Source organism: Streptomyces sp. NPDC058662 (assembly GCF_042716255.1).
Taxonomy (GTDB): domain Bacteria; phylum Actinomycetota; class Actinomycetes; order Streptomycetales; family Streptomycetaceae; genus Streptomyces.
On the sequence record NZ_JBHXRU010000053.1, the window covers coordinates 27,886 to 44,049 of the forward strand.

Sequence of the window (16,164 nt, forward strand, 5' to 3'; positions counted from 1 at the left end):
CGTCCGGGCGGGACACCGCGCGGGCGCGCCCGGACGGGACCGTGAACAGGCAGGCCGGGGGGATGACCTGTAAAGATGACCGGGTGCGCACCGAGGACGTCCTGGCCGCCATCGCGACGGGTCTGTGGCGATGGGACAACGCCTCCGGGACGGTCACGCTCGACGGCGAGGCCGCCCGGCTCCTCGGGCTGCCCGCGGAGCCCGCGGTGCTGCCGGAGGTCGCCGTACGGTCCCGGTTCCACCCGGTGGACTGGAACGAGATCAACGGCATCGTGAACCTGGCCGTCGCCGAGGGCACCCTGGCCGAGGCCCGTCTGCGGATCATGGACGAGGACGGGCGGGTCCTGCGGACCGTGCGCAGCCGCTCCAAACCGGTGGAGAACCGGACCCCCGAGGGCCGCACCGACTACGAGCTGATCGGCACCATCCAGGAGATCGCCGAGCCCCAGCCGGGCACCACCGCCGCGCACACCCCGATCACCGGCGACTGGAGGCGCTCCCGCGAGGCCTTCCTGCTCGACGCGGGGCGGGCGCTGGCGGAGGCCCGGTCCACGGCCGAGGTGCTGCGGGTCGCCGCCTCGCTGTCCATGCCCGGTTTCAACCCGGACGGACTGGCCGTCTTCGGGATGGCCGGGGACCGGCTGTCGGTCATCGGGCACCACGGGCACGGCGCCGGGGACGAGGGGCCGTTCGCGGACATGCGGACGGACACGGACTACCCGGCCGCGGAGGTCGTCCGCACCGGGCGGGCGATCTACCTGCCCACCCCCGAGGACTACAAGCGGCGCTTCCCGGCCACCTGGCCGCTCGCCCAGCGCTTCGGCCGCGTCTCCTGGGCCTTCCTGCCCCTGATCGTGGCCGGGCGCACCATGGGCGCCTGGATGGCCGCGTTCAAGCATCCGGTGTCCTTCTCCCCCGACGAGCGCTCCGTCCTGACGACGGTGGCCCGGATGCTGGCCCAGGCGCTCCAGCGCGCGGGCGTGGCCGAGTCCGAACGGGAGCTCACCACCGGTCTGCAGCGGTCGATGATGCCGCAGCTCGGCCCGGAGATCCCCGGCATGCGGATCGCCGCGCGGTACGTCCCGACCGGCGGCGGGCTCCAGGTCGGCGGCGACTGGTACGACATGATCCCGCTGCCGTCGGGCCGGTTCGCGCTGGTCATCGGTGACGTGCAGGGCCATGACGTACGGGCGGCCGGGCTGATGGGCCAGCTGCGGATCGCCGTGCGGGCGTACGCCTCCGAGGGCCACCGCCCGGACGCGGTGCTCTCCCGCGCCTCCCGGTTCCTGGCCGGGCTGTGCTCCTCGCAGGAGTCCGACGGCCGCGGGGGCGCCGCGTCGTACGGCGACCCGGCCCCGTACGGCGATCCCGGCGGGTACGGGGACCCCGGCGGCGACCCCGACTCCCTCAGCCCGCGCTTCGCCACCTGCCTGTACGTGGAGTGCGACCCCCGGACCGGCCTGCTGGAGGTGGCCCGGGCCGGCCATCCCGACCCCGCGATCCGGATGACGGACGGCACCGTGCTGATGCGGCCCACCGCGGGCGGGCTCCCGCTCGGGATCGTCCCCGACACGGACTACCCCACCACCCGGTTCACGCTGGAACCCGGCGAGACGATGATGCTGTGCACCGACGGGCTCATCGAGACCGGCGGCCACGACCTGGACACCGGCTGGGCCCGGCTGCGCGCCATCCTGGAGGCCGATCCGCCCGGCCCGCCGGCGGCGGACGGGCACCTGGACGGCGGGCACCTGGAGCGGCTGGCCGACCTGCTGGTCCAGGCCGTGCACGGACCCTCCTCCCACCACACCACCGGCCCGCTGGCCGACCGCCGCGAGGACGACATAGCCGTCGTGCTGCTGTGCCGGGAGGGCGGGAACTGCGGCTGCGGCAGCACCGCGCCGCACGCGGTCCGGCCGGCCCGCCGCACGATGCTGACCGTGGCGCAGGCGGAGCCGGAGCGGATCGCCGGCGCGCGGCGCCAGGTCCGGGAGCTGCTGCACGACTGGGCGGACGGGGAGCAGGTGGACTCGGCCGTCCTGATGGTCTCCGAGATGGTGACGAACGTGCTGGTGCACACGGACGGCGACGCCCTGCTGGTGGCGGAGGCCGTGGGTGAACTGGGGGCGCGGCGGCTGCGCGTCGAGGTCGCGGACACGAGCGACGAGCTCCCGCACAAGCGGCAGCCGGGCGAGATGGCCTCCAGCGGCCGGGGCGTCCTGCTGATGGAGATGCTGGCGGACACCTGGGGCGTCGACCCGCGGGGCGAGGGCAAGTCGATCTGGTTCGAGCTGCACGAACAGTCGAAGCCGGATCCCGACCCGCTGGACTGACCGCCCGGGCGGACGGCGGCCCCCGGACGCACGACGGGGCGGGCCCCCGGTCGGGAGCCCGCCCCTCAGCCGTTCCGGCGGCGGTCCGGGACGGTCAGTCGTCCGCCTCGCCGACGCCGCGGTGGCCGAGGCCCGTGCGCTGCGTGGTGGGGATGCGACCCAGCCGGCCGGCCTGGAAGTCGTCGAAGGCCTGCTGCAGTTCGTGCTTGCTGTTCATGACGAACGGCCCGTAGTGCGCCATCGGCTCCCGGATCGGACGCCCGCCGAGGATGACGACCTCCAGGTCCGGAGCGTTCGCGTCCTGGGACTCGTCCGCCCGCACCGTGATCGAGCCGCCCTCGCCGAAGACGGCCGTCTGCCCGGTGTGCACGGGCCTGCGGTCCTCGCCGACCGAGCCGCGCCCGGCCATGACGTACGCCAGCGCGTTGAAGTCCTCGCGCCAGGGAAGGGTGATCCGGGCGCCCGGGGAGACGGTCGCGTGGATCATCGTGATGGGGGTGTGGGTGATGCCCGGGCCCTCGTGGCCGTCCAGCTCACCGGCGATCACCCGGAGCAGCGAGCCGCCGTCCGGAGTGGTCAGCAGCTGGACCTGGCCGCCGCCGATGTCCTGGTAGCGCGGGGGCATCATCTTGTCGGAGGCCGGGAGGTTGACCCACAGCTGGAGGCCGTGGAACAGCCCGCCGCTCACGACCAGGGACTCCGGCGGCGCCTCGATGTGCAGCAGGCCCGACCCGGCGGTCATCCACTGGGTGTCGCCGCCGTTGATGACTCCGCCGCCGCCGTTGCTGTCCTGGTGGACGAAGGTTCCGTCGATCAGGTACGTGACGGTCTCGAAGCCCCGGTGCGGGTGCCAGGGCGTGCCCTTGGGCTCACCCGGCGCGTATTCCACCTCGCCCATCTGGTCCATCATGATGAACGGGTCGAGGTACTGGTAGTTGATCCCCGCGAACGCGCGGCGCACCGGGAATCCCTCACCCTCGAACCCGCCGGGAGCGGTGGTGACGGCCAGCGCCTTGCGCGGGACGGCCGCCTGGGGCTCGGCCACTCGCGGAAGCGTCAGAGGGTTCTCAACAGTCACTGCGGGCATGGTCAGGACCTCCTTCTGCGTCGAGTTTAGTTGAAACTCGAACTTTCTGCCACACCGACAGAACCACGGGCCGCGCGCCGTCATTCCCGCCACCGCGCGCCGGGCCCGCGCCCCTCGCGCGGCCCCCCGTCGGAACCCCGCCCGAACCCCGTCCGGACCCCGGAAACGGCCGCACGCCCGCCCCGGCCGCGGATCTGCGGCGGGGCGGGCGTGCGGATGGGCTACGGGCAGTACTAGCCGTACATCCGGCGCATCGCGAAGTCGACCATCTGCTCGACGGCCTTCGCGTCGAAGACCATGCGGTGGTCGCCCTCCATGTCGAGGACGAAGCCGTACCCGGTGGGCAGCAGGTCGATCACCTCGGCGCCGGTGATCACGAAGTACTTGGACTCCTTGCCGGCGTAGCGGCGGAGCTCCTTGAGCGTGGTGAACATGGGGATCACCGGCTGCTGCGTGTTGTGCAGCGCCAGGAACCCCGGGGTGTCGCCCCGGGGGCAGTAGACCTTCGAGGTCGCGAAGATCTGCTGGAAGTCCTCGGCGGACAGCGACCCGGTGGTGAAGGCCCGTACCGCGTCGGCGAGCGACGGCGGGGACGGCTCGGGGTACAGCGGTGCCTGCCCGTAGCCCTGCGCGGGCTGCTGCGGGGCGTACTGCTGCTGGGCGCCCGGGTTCTGGTCGTAGCCGTACATGGAGCGAAGCCTATCGAGACCGGGAGCGCCGGGGGCGCCGAGTTCCGGTCAGTGGGCTTTCAGCCCCGCGACGAAGCCCGCCCACGCGCGCGCGGAGACGACCAGGACGGCCCCGTCCCGCACCTTGGAGTCCCGCACGGGGACGGCCCCGACGACTCCGTCGGCGACTTCGACGCATTCGCCGCCGGTCCCGTTGCTGTAGCTGCTCTTGCGCCACGTCGCGGCGCTCAGGTCAAATCCGCTGCTTGCCATTTCGATAGTCCTCTGCCGCAGCGTCGAGAAGGGCCAGGGACACCTCCGGCGGCAAAGCGGCGGCCCTCAACAGATCGTAAGACCTGCGGTACTCCTTCACGAGGGCCGGAAAGTCGATGAGCTGCCCGCTGTGCAGGCTCTCCACGTAGACCACCGGAGGCGCGTCCGGAAAGGTCATGACCCGTGCCATTCCCATCATGAGTGCGTGGGCGGCGGTCGTTTGCGGCACGACTTGCAAAATGGCCCGCGTCCTGCGGACCACTGCCCCGATGTGCTCCAAGAGCGCGGCCATCTGGCACGCGGGCAGGACTGGGCGGCGGATCACCGACTCGTCCAGGACCGCCCAGAAGTCGGGTGGGCACTCCTGGTCGAAGAGTTTGGCGCGCCCCATGCGGGCTACGACCAGCCTCTCGATCGCCGCATCGGATGCGCGGGGCATCGCGGCCCGGCTGACCGCCCGCGCGTAGGCGGGCGTCTGGAGCAGCCCCGGGACCAGCATCGGGGCCCAATCCTCGATCGTCTCCGCGAACGGCTCCATTTCGGCGACATCCGCGAAGTACTCCGCATGACCGGACTGCTTCGCCCTGCGCGCATCTTCACAGCGACGCTCGAAAAAGCCGTCCGTGCCGAGCTTCGCGTCCACGTGGCGGGCCAGATCCAGCGGCATCCGACGCTCGCCGCGCTCGATCTGACTCAGGAAGGGGACGCCCCGGAAGCTGTCCTCCGCCAGCTGCTCCAACGTGAGGCCGGCGACTTCCCGCTTGTAGCGCAACTCGGCGCCGTAGAAGGAGGGGACATTCGCCGAAGCATCGATGTCCTTACGAGGAGGCACAACCCACCACCGCCATTTGCCACTTGCCCTGCGCAACCTGAAACCCTTCCCACGGTACGCGGCGGCACGCCAGCCTGTGAGGGCTTCGTCACACTCCGCACAGGAACGGACCCGCCCTCATGAGCGACCACGTCAGCGACCGCCTCTCCGTCGAGGCTCTCGGCCGACTCCGCGCGGCCCTCGCGGCGCACGGGATCACCCTCCCCTCCCTCGACCTCCACCTCCCCTCCTACGCGGGGACCTCCGCGACCCCGCCCCTCATCGCTCTCGGCAACTGCAACCTGGCCACCGCCCGCCGCCTGACCGAGGCCCTGGCCGGCGAGCGGTGAACAGCGACCTCACGCTGCGACTGCTGGTCACCCCCGGTGCCATCCCCCTGGCCCGCCACGCGGTGCGCGAGCACCTGGGGAGCCCGGACGTGGAGCTCTGCGTCAGCGAGCTGCTGACCAACGCCCTCACCCACCTGGGCGAAGGCACCCCCGTCACCCTGCGCGTCACCGGAAGGGCAGCCCGTACGCGGGTCGAGCTCACTGACCCCGCCCCGCACGCACGGCCCGTACCGCGACAGGCCGCCGACGGTGACGAATCCGGCCGCGGCCTAGCCCTGCTCGACGCGCTGACACTGCAATGGGGGGTCATCCAGGGGCCCGGCAGCAAGACCGTCTGGTGCGAGCTCGAACTTGACCCTGGTCACAGTCGCCGTGGAAGGGTTGCCCTTATTACCGGCGGGTAGCATCATTACGTTACCGATCGGTATGCACTGGGAACCACTCTCACCGAGCCTTAACGGAGCCGTCGCCATGGGGCACTACAAGTCGAATCTCCGCGACATCGAGTTCAACCTCTTCGAGGTGCTCGGCCGCGACAACGTGTACGGCACCGGCCCGTTCGGTGAGATGGACACCGAGACCGCCAAGACCGTCCTCAGCGAGATCGCCAAGCTCTCCGAGAACGAGCTGGCCGCCTCCTTCGAGGACGCGGACCGCAACCCGCCGGTCTTCGACCCGGCCACGAACACCGCGCCCGTCCCGGCGTCCTTCAAGAAGAGCTACAAGGCCTTCATGGACTCCGAGTACTGGCGTCTGGGCCTGCCCGAGGAGATCGGCGGCACCACCTCGCCCCGCTCCCTGATCTGGGGCTTCGCCGAGACGATCCTGGGCGCGAACCCGGCCGTCTGGATGTACTCCTCGGGCCCGGCCTTCGCCGGCATCCTCTTCGAGGAGGGCAACGAGGCGCAGAAGAAGGTCGCGCAGATAGCCGTCGAGAAGCGCTGGGGCTCCACCATGGTCCTCACCGAGCCGGACGCCGGCTCGGACGTGGGCGCCGGCCGCACGAAGGCGATCCAGCAGGCGGACGGCTCCTGGCACATCGAGGGCGTGAAGCGCTTCATCACCTCCGGTGAGCACGACATGGAGGAGAACATCCTCCACTACGTCCTCGCCCGCCCCGAGGGCCACGGCCCCGGCACCAAGGGCCTGTCGCTCTTCCTCGTCCCGAAGTTCCACTTCGACTGGGAGACCGGCGAGCTGGGCGAGCGCAACGGCGTGTACGCCACGAACGTCGAGCACAAGATGGGCCTCAAGGCCTCCAACACGTGCGAGATGACCTTCGGCGACCAGCACCCCGCCAAGGGCTGGCTGATCGGTGACAAGCACGACGGCATCCGCCAGATGTTCATGATCATCGAGTTCGCCCGGATGATGGTCGGCACGAAGGCCATCGCCACCCTCTCCACCGGCTACCTGAACGCCCTGGAGTACGCCAAGGAGCGCGTGCAGGGGCCGGACCTCGCGAACTTCATGGACAAGACCGCGCCCAAGGTCACCATCACGCACCACCCCGACGTGCGCCGCTCGCTCATGACCCAGAAGGCGTACGCCGAGGGCATGCGCGCCCTGGTGCTGTACACCGCCTCGGTGCAGGACGAGATCCAGGTCAAGCAGGCCGCGGGTGAGGACGCCTCCGCCGAGATCGGCCTCAACGACCTGCTCCTGCCGATCGTGAAGGGCTACGGCTCGGAGAAGTCCTACGAGCAGCTCGCCCAGTCCCTGCAGACCTTCGGCGGCTCCGGCTACCTGCAGGAGTACCCGATCGAGCAGTACATCCGCGACGCCAAGATCGACACCCTCTACGAGGGCACCACCGCGATCCAGGGCCAGGACTTCTTCTTCCGGAAGATCGTCCGCGACCAGGGCGCCTCCCTGAACGTCCTCTCCGAGACGATCAAGAAGTTCCTGGCCGAGGCCATCGGCGGCGAGGAGCTGGCCGGCGCCCGCGACGCGCTGGCCAAGGCCGCCGTGGACCTGGAGGCCATCGTCGGCCGGATGATCGTCGACCTCACCGCCACCGGCGAGGACGTCAAGAACATCTACAAGGTCGGCCAGAACACCACCCGCCTGCTGATGGCCTCGGGCGACGTCGTCGTCGGCTACCTCCTGCTCAAGGGCGCGGCCGTGGCGGCCGAGAAGCTCGCCACCGCCTCCGCCAAGGACGTGGCCTTCTACACCGGCAAGATCGCCGCCGCGAAGTTCTTCGCCTCGCAGGTCCTGCCGAACGTCTCGGTCCAGCGCCAGCTGGCCGAGACCGTCGACAACTCCCTCATGGAGCTCGACGAGGCCGCCTTCTAGGCTGCTTCCCGCTCCGGCGCCCGCGAGCGCCCCGAGCCACGTCGTACGCAGGCGGCCGGGCCCCTTCCGAGGGGTCCGGCCGCCTGCGTGCACCCGCCCGTTCCCCTCTTGTCAGCCGTTCATGGGACGCTCGTAGACATGAGCCCACAGGACCAGCACAGCAGCAGGGGGTACTCCGTCCCCACCGGGCGGCCGTACGCCCTCAAGGAGCTGCAGGCGACCCTGGGCAGCCTCGGCGACCACCTGCGGGAGCTGTACGAAGGTGCGCACCCCGCCGAGTACGAGGGCCTGGCCGACGCCCTGTACATCGCGTTCCGGACCGCCGCCGGGCTCGCCCCCGCCAAGAGCTACACCGGCTGCCCCGAGCACCCCAACGGCGCCCTCGACCCCGAGGCGCCCGAGGGCTGGGGCCGCTGCCTCCTCTGCAACGACCGGCGCCGGCTCGGCCTGCGCTCCCACGGCGCCCGCCCCGCCCCGGCCGCCGAGCGGCCCGCCGGCGAGCAGCGCCGGCTCGGGTACCCGGTCCCGGCGCCGCCGTACACCCTCCAGGCACTGCGCGACTGCCTGCGCACGGTCGAGGACCGCCGCTTCCACCTCTCGCTGTCCTCCCCCGCCGACGACTTCGTGCGGATGGCGGACGACCTGCACCGCGCCTTCATCGTCGCCCGCGAGCTGTCCCGCCCGCGCAACGCGTCGGGCTGCTCGGAGCACCCCGGAGCGCCCATCGACCCGGACGCGCCGCCCGGTGAGGCCTGTATCTTCTGCGCCGGACGCAAGAGACGCGCGCAGCGCTCCGCGCAGACCCCGGAGATGCTCCCGCGCATCCGCCGGGGCGAGCGCAGGCAGCTGCAGCGCAGATTCGAGCGCCCGCCGGGCTGAGTACCGGAAGGGACCGCAGATCACACGCCCCGCGGCCCCGCACCCCCGGCTATCCGCCGCAGTCCGGCCATGGCGAACACGACCGTCGTTAAGGTGAACCACATGAGCTCTCCCGCCCGCTTCGACCGCGGCCACACCGACGATCTGATGACCTTTCTGACGGCCAGTCCGTCGCCGTACCACGCCGTGGCCAACGCGGCCGAGCGGCTGGAAAAGGCAGGCTTCAGGCAGTTGTCGGAAACGGACGCCTGGGATGCGGGCACCGGGGGCAGGTTCGTGCTCCGCGGCGGCGCGCTCATCGCCTGGTACGTCCCCGAAGGCGCGGCCGCCCACACGCCGTTCCGGATCGTCGGCGCCCACACCGACTCCCCCAACCTCCGGGTCAAGCCGCTGCCGGACACCGGCTCCCAGGGCTGGCGGCAGATCGCCGTCGAGATCTACGGCGGGACCCTGCTCAACACCTGGCTCGACCGGGACCTGGGCCTGGCCGGGCGGCTGACCCTGCTCGACGGCACCGACCGCCTGGTGAACGTGGACCGCGCACTGCTGCGCGTGCCCCAACTCGCCGTGCACCTCGACCGGGCGGTGAACTCCGACGGCCTCAAGCTCGACAAGCAGCGCCACATGCAGCCGATCTGGGGCCTGGGCGAGGTCCAGGAGGGCGACCTCATCGCCTTCCTCGAAGAGGAGGAGGGCCTGGCGCAGGGCTCGGTGGCGGGCTGGGACCTCATGGTCCACTCGATCGAGCCGCCCGCCTACCTCGGCCGCGACCGCGAGCTGCTGGCCGGTCCCCGGATGGACAACCTGCTGTCCGTGCACGCGGGCGTCGCCGCGCTCGCGGCGGTGGCGACCGCCGGCGGTCTCGACCACATCCCCGTCCTGGCCGCCTTCGACCACGAGGAGAACGGCTCGCAGTCGGACACCGGCGCGGACGGACCCCTGCTGGGCAATGTGCTGGAACGTTCAGTCTTCTCCCGCGGCGGCACCTACGAGGACCGCGCGCGGGCCTTCGCCGGCACCGTCTGCCTGTCCTCGGACACCGGGCACGCCGTGCACCCCAACTACGCGGAGCGGCACGACCCCTCGCACCACCCGCGCGCCAACGGCGGCCCCATCCTCAAGGTCAACGTCAACCAGCGCTACGCGACGGACGGCAGCGGACGCGCGGTGTTCGCCGCCGCCTGCGAGCGGGCCGGCGTGCCGTGGCAGACCTTCGTATCCAACAACTCCATGCCGTGCGGCACGACGATCGGCCCGATCACGGCCGCCCGCCACGGCATCCAGACGGTGGACATCGGCGTCGCGATCCTGTCGATGCACAGCGCGCGCGAACTGTGCGGCGCGGACGACCCGTTCCTGCTGGCGAACGCCCTGGTGGCGTTCCTGCAGGGCTGAGCGCCGGCCCGTACGCGCGCGGCCCGTGCCGCGGAGACGCGGCCCCGCCCCGGACGGTTCCGGGGCGGGGCCGCGCGCGCATCCGCCGTCCGCTACTCCTGCCCGGCGTCGAGGCCGGCCAGGACCAGCGGCAGCCGGGCCGCGCCGCCCTCGGCGACCCGCACCGGCACACCCCAGTCCTGCTGGTGCACGTGGCAGGCCGGGTACTCGTTGTGCGGGTCGTCGTCGCAGGACGCCGCCATCGCGGAGACGTGCACGATGCCCTCGGTGACCGCGGGGTTCAACCCCAGTTCCCGGAACAGGTCCGTGCCCGCGCCCTCTCCGGACAGCAGCAGCTCGGGCGGGGTCGAGGAGACCAGCAGCCGGGTGGACGGCCCGTACCGGTCGTCCAGCTTCTGCCCGGTCGGCGCCTGGAACACCACGTCCAGGCGCAGCGTTCCGGGGGCCACCTCGGTCGCGGCCCGCTGCGTGCGGTGCGCCACGGCCTCCACGCGGACCGCCTCCTCCGGCAGCCGCAGCCGGGTGAGCCGGTGCCGGGCCGACTCGACGACCACGATGTCCTCGCCGACGAGCACGGCGTCGCTCGGCTCGCGCAGATCGGTGGCGAGGGTGGTGACCTCGCCGCTGGCGGGGTCGTAGCGGCGCAGCGCGTGGTTGTACGTGTCGCTGAGCGCCACCGAGCCGTCGGGCAGCGCGGTCACGCCGAGCGGGTGCTGGAGCAGCGCCTGGCCGGCCGGGCCGTCGCGGTGCCCGAAGTCGAACAGCCCGGTGCCCACGGCCGTGCGGATCGCGTAGCCGCCCTCCGCGCCCGGGTCGGCCTCCACGTAGCGCAGGGCGCTGTTCTCCGAGTCCGCGATCCACAGCCGGTCCCCGGCGGCGGCGAGCCCGGACGGCTGCGCCAGCCAGGCCTCCCTGGCCGGACCGTCGTGCAGGCCCTCGCTGGTGGTGCCGGCCGCGACCTCCACGGTCCCCGACTCCGGGTCCCAGGTCCACAGCTGGTGGACGCCGGCCATGGCGATCCACACCCGGCCCTGCCACCAGGCCACGTCCCACGGCGAGGACAGGTCCACCTCCAGGGCGGGACCGGAGGTCGGCGAGCCCTGCCACCACTGCCGGCCCGTGCCGGCGACCGTCTCGACGGCGCCGGTGGCGGGGTCGAGGACGCGCAGCGCGTGGTTGACCGTGTCGGCGACGACGACGGAACCGGAGGGCAGCAGCGCCAGGCCCTGCGGCTCGTTGAAGGCGCCGGGGCCGAAGCCGCGCTCCCCGCCGCCGATGCGGCGTACGACGCCCTCCCCGTCGGCGGCCAGCTCCACGAGCTGGTGCCGGGTGGTGTCGGACACCAGGAGGTTCCCGCCCGGCAGGACGACCGCCTTGCCGGGGAAGCGAAGGTCGGTGGCGACCGGCTCGGGAGCCACGTACGGCCCGTCGCCCCGGCGCAGGGTGCCCTTGGCCTCGTGCTCGGCCTCCAGCTCGCCCACGAGGCGCTCCAGGGCGTGCGCGTGCCCCTCACCGGCGTGCTGGGCGACGATGTAGCCCTCGGGGTCGATCACCACGAGGGTGGGCCAGGCCCGGACGGCGTACTGCTTCCAGGTCGCGAGCTCGGGGTCGTCCAGGACGGGGTGGTGCACCCCGTACCGCTCGACGGCGTCGACGACGGCCGCGTGCTCGGCCTCGTGGACGAACTTCGGGGAGTGCACGCCGACGATGACGACGGTGTCGCGGTGCTTCTCCTCCAGTTCGCGCAGCTCGTCGAGGACGTGCAGGCAGTTCACGCAGCAGAAGGTCCAGAAATCGAGGATGACGATGCGTCCTCGGAGTCCGGTGAGGGTCAGGTCCTTCCCGCCCGTGTTCAGCCAGCCGCCCTTGCCGATCAGCTCGGGGGCACGGAGGCGGGCACGGCGGGGCGCGGGCGCGGGGGTGGGCACCGGGGCGGCATCGTTCATGCTTCAAGCTTGCCATCCGCCCGTGAACGCGGAATCACGGCCGTACGAAGCCGGCCACGCGCCGGACCCGGGGGCGGGGCGGCCGGGTCGGGTCGGGTCGGGTCCCGGGTCAGCCGAGGAAGGCGCGCAGCGAGCGGGTGAGGGCGGCGACGAACGCGTCCTGGACGGCGGGCGGGACGACGTCCAGGGAGAGGTACGGGTTCAGGTCCTCCAGCTCCACCAGCAGCAGCTCGCCGGAGGGCGCCCGGCAGGCGTCGACGCGCTGGATGCCGTGGTCGAGGGTGTTCCACTCGACGAAGGCGCGGGCGAAGGCCAGGTCCGCGGCGGTCGGCTCGTACGGGCGCAGTTCCCAGCGGCGGGCCGGGTCCGGGGCGTACAGCGCGTACTGGAAGGCGTCGTCGACGAAGTAGAAGGAGACCTCGTACGCGAAGTCGACGCGGGGCTGGATCAGGACGGAGCCGGCCGGGCCGCAGGGGCGCGCGGTGAACTCCAGGCCGATGGAGTCGGCGCCCCGCTTGGGCTTGACCGCGTACAGCGGCACCTGCGGGAGCTCCGCCAGCCGGGCCGGGTCGTCGACGGTCGGGATGACCGGGTAGCCGGCGGCCGTGAGGTCGAGGAGGTACTGCTTTCCCGCCATGTCGGCGCGCCCGGTGAGCGGGTTGTAGACCGGGGTCCCGGCGGCGAGGGCGGCCGCGCGGAAGGCGTCGTAGGTCTCCTGGTAGTGCAGGACCGGCCCGCTGTTGCGGACGACCACGGCGTCGAAGCCGGGCATCAGGGCGCGGGCGTCCGCGGGATGGCACAGGGCGATCTCGAAGGACTCCCGCAGCCGCGAGGTCAGGAATATGTCCTCGTCGCAGTAGCGGCGCCCCCGCGCGGGGTAGGCCAGGTCGGTCACGTAGAGCAGAGGCATGACGGCAACCTATCGCGGGCCCGGACCGCACCCCGGAACACCCCGTACGTGACGAAAGCCGGAGGCGGGGGCGGCCGGGCCGGCAGGGCCCCTCAAGGGGTGGGGAGGCGGCGGTCCTTGAGGGCCGGGAACTGGGCGCGGGTCTCGGAGACCTTCGCCGGGTCGATGTCCACGGTCAGGACGGCCTCGCCGGGGCCGGCCTCCGCCAGCACCTCGCCCCACGGGTCCACCACCAGGCTGTGCCCGGCCTGTTCGACGCCCGCGTGGGTGCCGGCGAGGCCGCACGCCAGGACGTACGACTGGTCCTCCACCGCCCGCGCCCGGCTGAGCAGGGTCCAGTGCGAGCGGCGGCGCGCGGGCCAGCCCGCCGCGACGACCATCGTGGTGGCGCCGGCGTCGACCAGGCCCCGGAAGAGCTCGGGGAAGCGCAGGTCGTAGCAGGTGGCGATGCCGAGCACCTGTTCCGGCAGGGCCACCGTGGTGAGGGAGTCGCCCGCCGCCATCAGCACCGCCTCGCCCTGGTCGAAGCCGAAGCGGTGGATCTTGCGGTAGGTGGCGGCCAGCTCGCCCGCCGGGGACAGGACGAGGGCCGTGTTGTACAGCGAGCCGTCGCCCGCGCGCTCCACGACCGACCCGGCGTGCAGCCACACACCGGCGTCCCGCGCGGCCGCGGCCATGGCCTCGTACGTCGGGCCGTCCAGCGGTTCCGCCTCGGTCTCGAACTGCTCGTAGGCGAAGGCGCCGACCGGCCACAGCTCCGGCAGGACCACGAGGTCGGACCCGGCCTGCTCCCGTACGAGACCGGCCACCCGGGCCCGCCGGGAAGACACCGACTCGCCCTCATTCACCGCGATTTGGATCAGCGAGGCGCGCACACTACCACCGTCCTGGCATTCAAGCCGTCAACTCGGGCCTACGATCGTCACACGAAAGCACTGCCGGGGTGCTCACCGGCAGCGTAGTTTTGGAAACTGAGTCTTCGAAGTCTTGAGCATCCAGAACGCGCCACTGAACAGCACCGCGAGGGGTCCCGTTGACCGTCCATCCCAGCCTTCAGCCCTATGCCGACGCGTGGACGCACTCCATCGAGGCGATATCCGAGCTGGTCCTCCCGCTGGCGGAGGGTGAGTGGAACCGGGCGACGCCGTGCCCCGGCTGGTCGGTCCGCGACATCGTGTCGCACATCATCGGCATCGAGTGCGAGCAGCTCGGGGACCCGCGGCCGATCCACACGGTGGCCCGGGACCTGCGGCACGTGGTGGACGAGTTCAGCCGGTACATGGAGGTGCAGGTCGACGTGCGCCGCCACCACACCGCCCCCGAGATGACCTCCGAGCTGGAGTACACGGTCATCCGGCGCGCGCGCCAGCTGCGCAACGAGAAGCGGGATCCGGACACGATGGTGCGGGGGCCGCTGGGCGACCAGGTGACGCTGGAGCAGGCGCTGCGGCTGCGGGCGTTCGACGTGTGGGTCCACGAGCAGGACCTGCGGGCGGCGCTGCGCGTGCCCGGCAACTGGGACTCGCCGGGCGCTTACGTGGCGCGGGACATCCTGCTGGCGGGGCTGCCGAAGGCGGTCGCGAAGGGCGCGGGCGCGCCCGCGAACTCGGCGGTGGTCCTGGACGTGCACGGTCAGCTGGAGTTCATGCGGACGGTACGGGTGGACGCGGAGGGCCGGGGGACGCTGGACAAGGCGCCGTCGCTGGGCCCGGCGGTGACGCTGACGCTGGACTGGGAGACGTACGTCCGCCTGGCGGCCGGGCGGGTGCGGCCGCACGCCGTGGCGGACCGGGTGAAGGTGGAGGGGGATCCGGAGCTGGCCGCGGCCATCCTCGCCGCTTTCGCCGTGACGCCGTAGCGGCGGGCGGGGGGCCTGCCGCGCCCGGCTCCACCGGGACCGGGGCCCCGCGCCGCCCACGCCGGCGGGGCTTCGCACGCCCGAACGCCGTCGAGCGGCGCCCCGGCCGCCAGCCCGGTCGCGGGGCCGGTCGCGGGGCGAGTCACGCCCCCTCGCGGGCGAGGGCCCGGCGACGCAGGCGGAGGATCTGGGCGACGCCCAGGGCTTCGAGGACGAAGACGGTCGAGAAGGCGACGCGGTAGTTGTCGCCGGTGGCGTCCAGCAGGACGCCCACCGCGAGCAGCGTGGTCATCGAGGCGATGAAGCCGCCCATGTTCGTGATCCCGGAGGCGGTGCCCTGGCGTTCCGCCGGGTTGGCCGGACGGGCGAAGTCGAAGCCGATCATCGATGCCGGTCCGCACATCCCGAGCACCAGGCACAGGGCGACCAGCAGCCCCATCGGCGCCCGGTCCCCGGGGTACACGAGGACCGCCGCCCACAGGGTGGCGGTGACGGCGACCGTGCCCAGCGCCAGCGGTATCCGCGCGGACTGCCGGCGGCCGACCAGCTGGCCGTAGACCAGGCCGAGTGCCATGTTCGAGGCGACCACCAGCGTCAGCAACCCGCCCGCCGTGCTCCGGGACAGCCCCTGCGCCTCGACCAGGAACGGCATCCCCCACAGCAGCAGGAACACCATCGCGGGGAACTGCGTCGTGAAGTGCACCCACATACCGAGCCGGGTGCCGGGCTCCCGCCAGGACTCGGCGATCTGGCGGCGCACGAAGCCGCCCCCGCCGCCCCGTACGGGGGCCGGTCGGGGCGCGGGCCCGTACCCCTCCGGGTGGTCGCGCAGGAACAGCACCAGCGGCACCAGGACGACCAGCCCCGCGACCGCGCTGCCCGCGAAGGCGGCCGTCCAGCCGACGCCGTGCAGGACGGGCGCGAGCACCAGGGTGGAGACGAGGTTGCCCGCCATGCCGACGAGCCCGGCCAGCTGCGCCACGAGCGGCCCGCGCCGGGCCGGGAACCACCGGTTGCCCAGACGGAGTACGGAGATGAAGGTCATCGCGTCGCCGCAGCCCAGCAGGGCGCGCGCGGCGAGTGCCATGCCGTACGAGGGCGAGAGCGCGAAGCCGAGCTGCCCCAGGGTGAAGAGCACAGCGCCCAGCGTCAGCACCTTCTTGGTGCCGAGCCGGTCCACCATCAGGCCGACGGGTATCTGCATGCCCGCGTACACGAGCAGTTGGAGCAGCGAGAAGGCGGCCAGGGCCGAGGCGTTGACGTGGAAGCGGTCGGCGGCGTCGAGTCCGGCGACGCCGAGGCTGGTCCTGAAGATCACCGCGACGAAGTAGACGGCGACGCCGATGCCCCAGACGG

General features: G+C 72.5%; 15 protein-coding genes. 7 read left to right on the forward strand and 8 right to left on the reverse strand.

What is annotated here, in order from left to right:
* Window positions 1-83 precede the first annotated feature (83 nt).
* Window positions 84-2,333, forward strand: a complete 2,250-nt coding sequence (locus ACFWUQ_RS19470; RefSeq protein WP_384539328.1) for a SpoIIE family protein phosphatase — start codon at window positions 84-86, stop codon at window positions 2,331-2,333.
* A gap of 94 nt (window positions 2,334-2,427) precedes the next feature.
* Here ACFWUQ_RS19470 and ACFWUQ_RS19475 read toward each other — a convergent pair whose 3' ends face one another.
* The 4 genes from ACFWUQ_RS19475 to ACFWUQ_RS19490 form a co-directional block, all read right to left on the reverse strand.
* Entirely contained in the window at window positions 2,428-3,420 is a 993-nt protein-coding gene (locus ACFWUQ_RS19475; RefSeq protein WP_384539298.1) for a pirin family protein, read from the reverse strand.
* A gap of 233 nt (window positions 3,421-3,653) precedes the next feature.
* Window positions 3,654-4,109 (reverse strand): SseB family protein, encoded by a 456-nt coding sequence (locus ACFWUQ_RS19480; protein ID WP_362295202.1) that lies wholly within the window; start codon window positions 4,107-4,109, stop codon window positions 3,654-3,656.
* A 48-nt stretch (window positions 4,110-4,157) separates the two neighbouring features.
* Window positions 4,158-4,361, reverse strand: a complete 204-nt coding sequence (locus ACFWUQ_RS19485) for a DUF397 domain-containing protein (protein WP_384539300.1) — start codon at window positions 4,359-4,361, stop codon at window positions 4,158-4,160.
* Complete coding sequence (locus ACFWUQ_RS19490; protein WP_384539301.1) at window positions 4,342-5,193, reverse strand: helix-turn-helix domain-containing protein; 852 nt, start codon at window positions 5,191-5,193, stop codon at window positions 4,342-4,344. Before ACFWUQ_RS19490 ends, ACFWUQ_RS19485 begins: the two co-directional genes overlap by 20 nt.
* A 119-nt stretch (window positions 5,194-5,312) precedes the next feature.
* Between ACFWUQ_RS19490 and ACFWUQ_RS19495 the strand changes: the two genes are divergently transcribed.
* The 5 genes from ACFWUQ_RS19495 (at window position 5,313) to ACFWUQ_RS19515 (ending at window position 10,094) form a co-directional block, all read left to right on the forward strand.
* A complete protein-coding gene (locus ACFWUQ_RS19495; protein ID WP_384539303.1) occupies window positions 5,313-5,522 on the forward strand; it encodes a hypothetical protein in 210 nt (69 codons plus the stop codon).
* A complete protein-coding gene (locus ACFWUQ_RS19500) occupies window positions 5,519-5,926 on the forward strand; it encodes an ATP-binding protein (RefSeq protein WP_384539305.1) in 408 nt (135 codons plus the stop codon). Before ACFWUQ_RS19495 ends, ACFWUQ_RS19500 begins: the two co-directional genes overlap by 4 nt.
* A 67-nt stretch (window positions 5,927-5,993) precedes the next feature.
* Window positions 5,994-7,820 (forward strand): acyl-CoA dehydrogenase, encoded by a 1,827-nt coding sequence (locus tag ACFWUQ_RS19505; protein WP_384539307.1) that lies wholly within the window; start codon window positions 5,994-5,996, stop codon window positions 7,818-7,820.
* A 138-nt stretch (window positions 7,821-7,958) separates the two neighbouring features.
* Window positions 7,959-8,699, forward strand: coding sequence for a hypothetical protein (locus ACFWUQ_RS19510; protein WP_384539309.1), 741 nt, complete (start codon window positions 7,959-7,961; stop codon window positions 8,697-8,699).
* A 102-nt stretch (window positions 8,700-8,801) separates the two neighbouring features.
* The gene (locus ACFWUQ_RS19515) at window positions 8,802-10,094 is read left to right on the forward strand and encodes a M18 family aminopeptidase (RefSeq protein WP_384539311.1); all 1,293 of its coding nucleotides are present in this window, start codon (window positions 8,802-8,804) and stop codon (window positions 10,092-10,094) included.
* 92 nt (window positions 10,095-10,186) lie between these two features.
* On the opposite strand, the gene ACFWUQ_RS19520 is transcribed toward ACFWUQ_RS19515, so the two are convergent.
* The 3 genes from ACFWUQ_RS19520 to ACFWUQ_RS19530 all read right to left on the reverse strand — a co-directional run bounded on the left by ACFWUQ_RS19520 (window position 10,187) and on the right by ACFWUQ_RS19530 (window position 13,825).
* Complete coding sequence (locus tag ACFWUQ_RS19520) at window positions 10,187-12,040, reverse strand: NHL domain-containing thioredoxin family protein (RefSeq protein ID WP_384539313.1); 1,854 nt, start codon at window positions 12,038-12,040, stop codon at window positions 10,187-10,189.
* Between the two features lie 109 nt (window positions 12,041-12,149).
* Entirely contained in the window at window positions 12,150-12,950 is an 801-nt protein-coding gene (locus tag ACFWUQ_RS19525) for a hypothetical protein (protein WP_384539314.1), read from the reverse strand.
* Window positions 12,951-13,042: 92 nt separating this feature from the next.
* On the reverse strand, window positions 13,043-13,825 hold the full coding sequence (locus ACFWUQ_RS19530; RefSeq protein ID WP_384539316.1) for a carbon-nitrogen family hydrolase: 783 nt from the start codon (window positions 13,823-13,825) through the stop codon (window positions 13,043-13,045).
* 158 nt (window positions 13,826-13,983) lie between these two features.
* On the opposite strand from ACFWUQ_RS19530, the gene ACFWUQ_RS19535 reads away from it, so the two are divergent.
* Window positions 13,984-14,808 carry a maleylpyruvate isomerase family mycothiol-dependent enzyme gene (locus tag ACFWUQ_RS19535; protein ID WP_384539318.1) on the forward strand — a complete coding sequence of 275 codons (825 nt, stop codon included), beginning with the start codon at window positions 13,984-13,986 and terminating at the stop codon, window positions 14,806-14,808.
* Window positions 14,809-14,950: 142 nt separating this feature from the next.
* Here the strand turns inward: ACFWUQ_RS19535 and ACFWUQ_RS19540 are convergent.
* Window positions 14,951-16,164: nitrate/nitrite transporter (locus ACFWUQ_RS19540; protein ID WP_384539320.1), on the reverse strand; the 1,214-nt coding region annotated here is incomplete at its 5' end.

Excerpts from the sequence above, each read along its gene's own strand:
- ACFWUQ_RS19475 (WP_384539298.1), bottom strand. The coding sequence starts at position 3,420 with ATGCCCGCAGTGACTGTTGAGAACCCTCTGACGCTTCCGCGAGTGGCC.
- ACFWUQ_RS19515 (WP_384539311.1), top strand. The coding sequence starts at position 8,802 with ATGAGCTCTCCCGCCCGCTTCGACCGCGGCCACACCGACGATCTGATG.
- ACFWUQ_RS19485 (WP_384539300.1), bottom strand. The coding sequence starts at position 4,361 with ATGGCAAGCAGCGGATTTGACCTGAGCGCCGCGACGTGGCGCAAGAGC.
- ACFWUQ_RS19525 (WP_384539314.1), bottom strand. The coding sequence starts at position 12,950 with ATGCCTCTGCTCTACGTGACCGACCTGGCCTACCCCGCGCGGGGGCGC.
- ACFWUQ_RS19495 (WP_384539303.1), top strand. The coding sequence starts at position 5,313 with ATGAGCGACCACGTCAGCGACCGCCTCTCCGTCGAGGCTCTCGGCCGA.
- ACFWUQ_RS19520 (WP_384539313.1), bottom strand. The coding sequence starts at position 12,040 with ATGAACGATGCCGCCCCGGTGCCCACCCCCGCGCCCGCGCCCCGCCGT.
- ACFWUQ_RS19510 (WP_384539309.1), top strand. The coding sequence starts at position 7,959 with ATGAGCCCACAGGACCAGCACAGCAGCAGGGGGTACTCCGTCCCCACC.
- ACFWUQ_RS19505 (WP_384539307.1), top strand. The coding sequence starts at position 5,994 with ATGGGGCACTACAAGTCGAATCTCCGCGACATCGAGTTCAACCTCTTC.
- ACFWUQ_RS19480 (WP_362295202.1), bottom strand. The coding sequence starts at position 4,109 with ATGTACGGCTACGACCAGAACCCGGGCGCCCAGCAGCAGTACGCCCCG.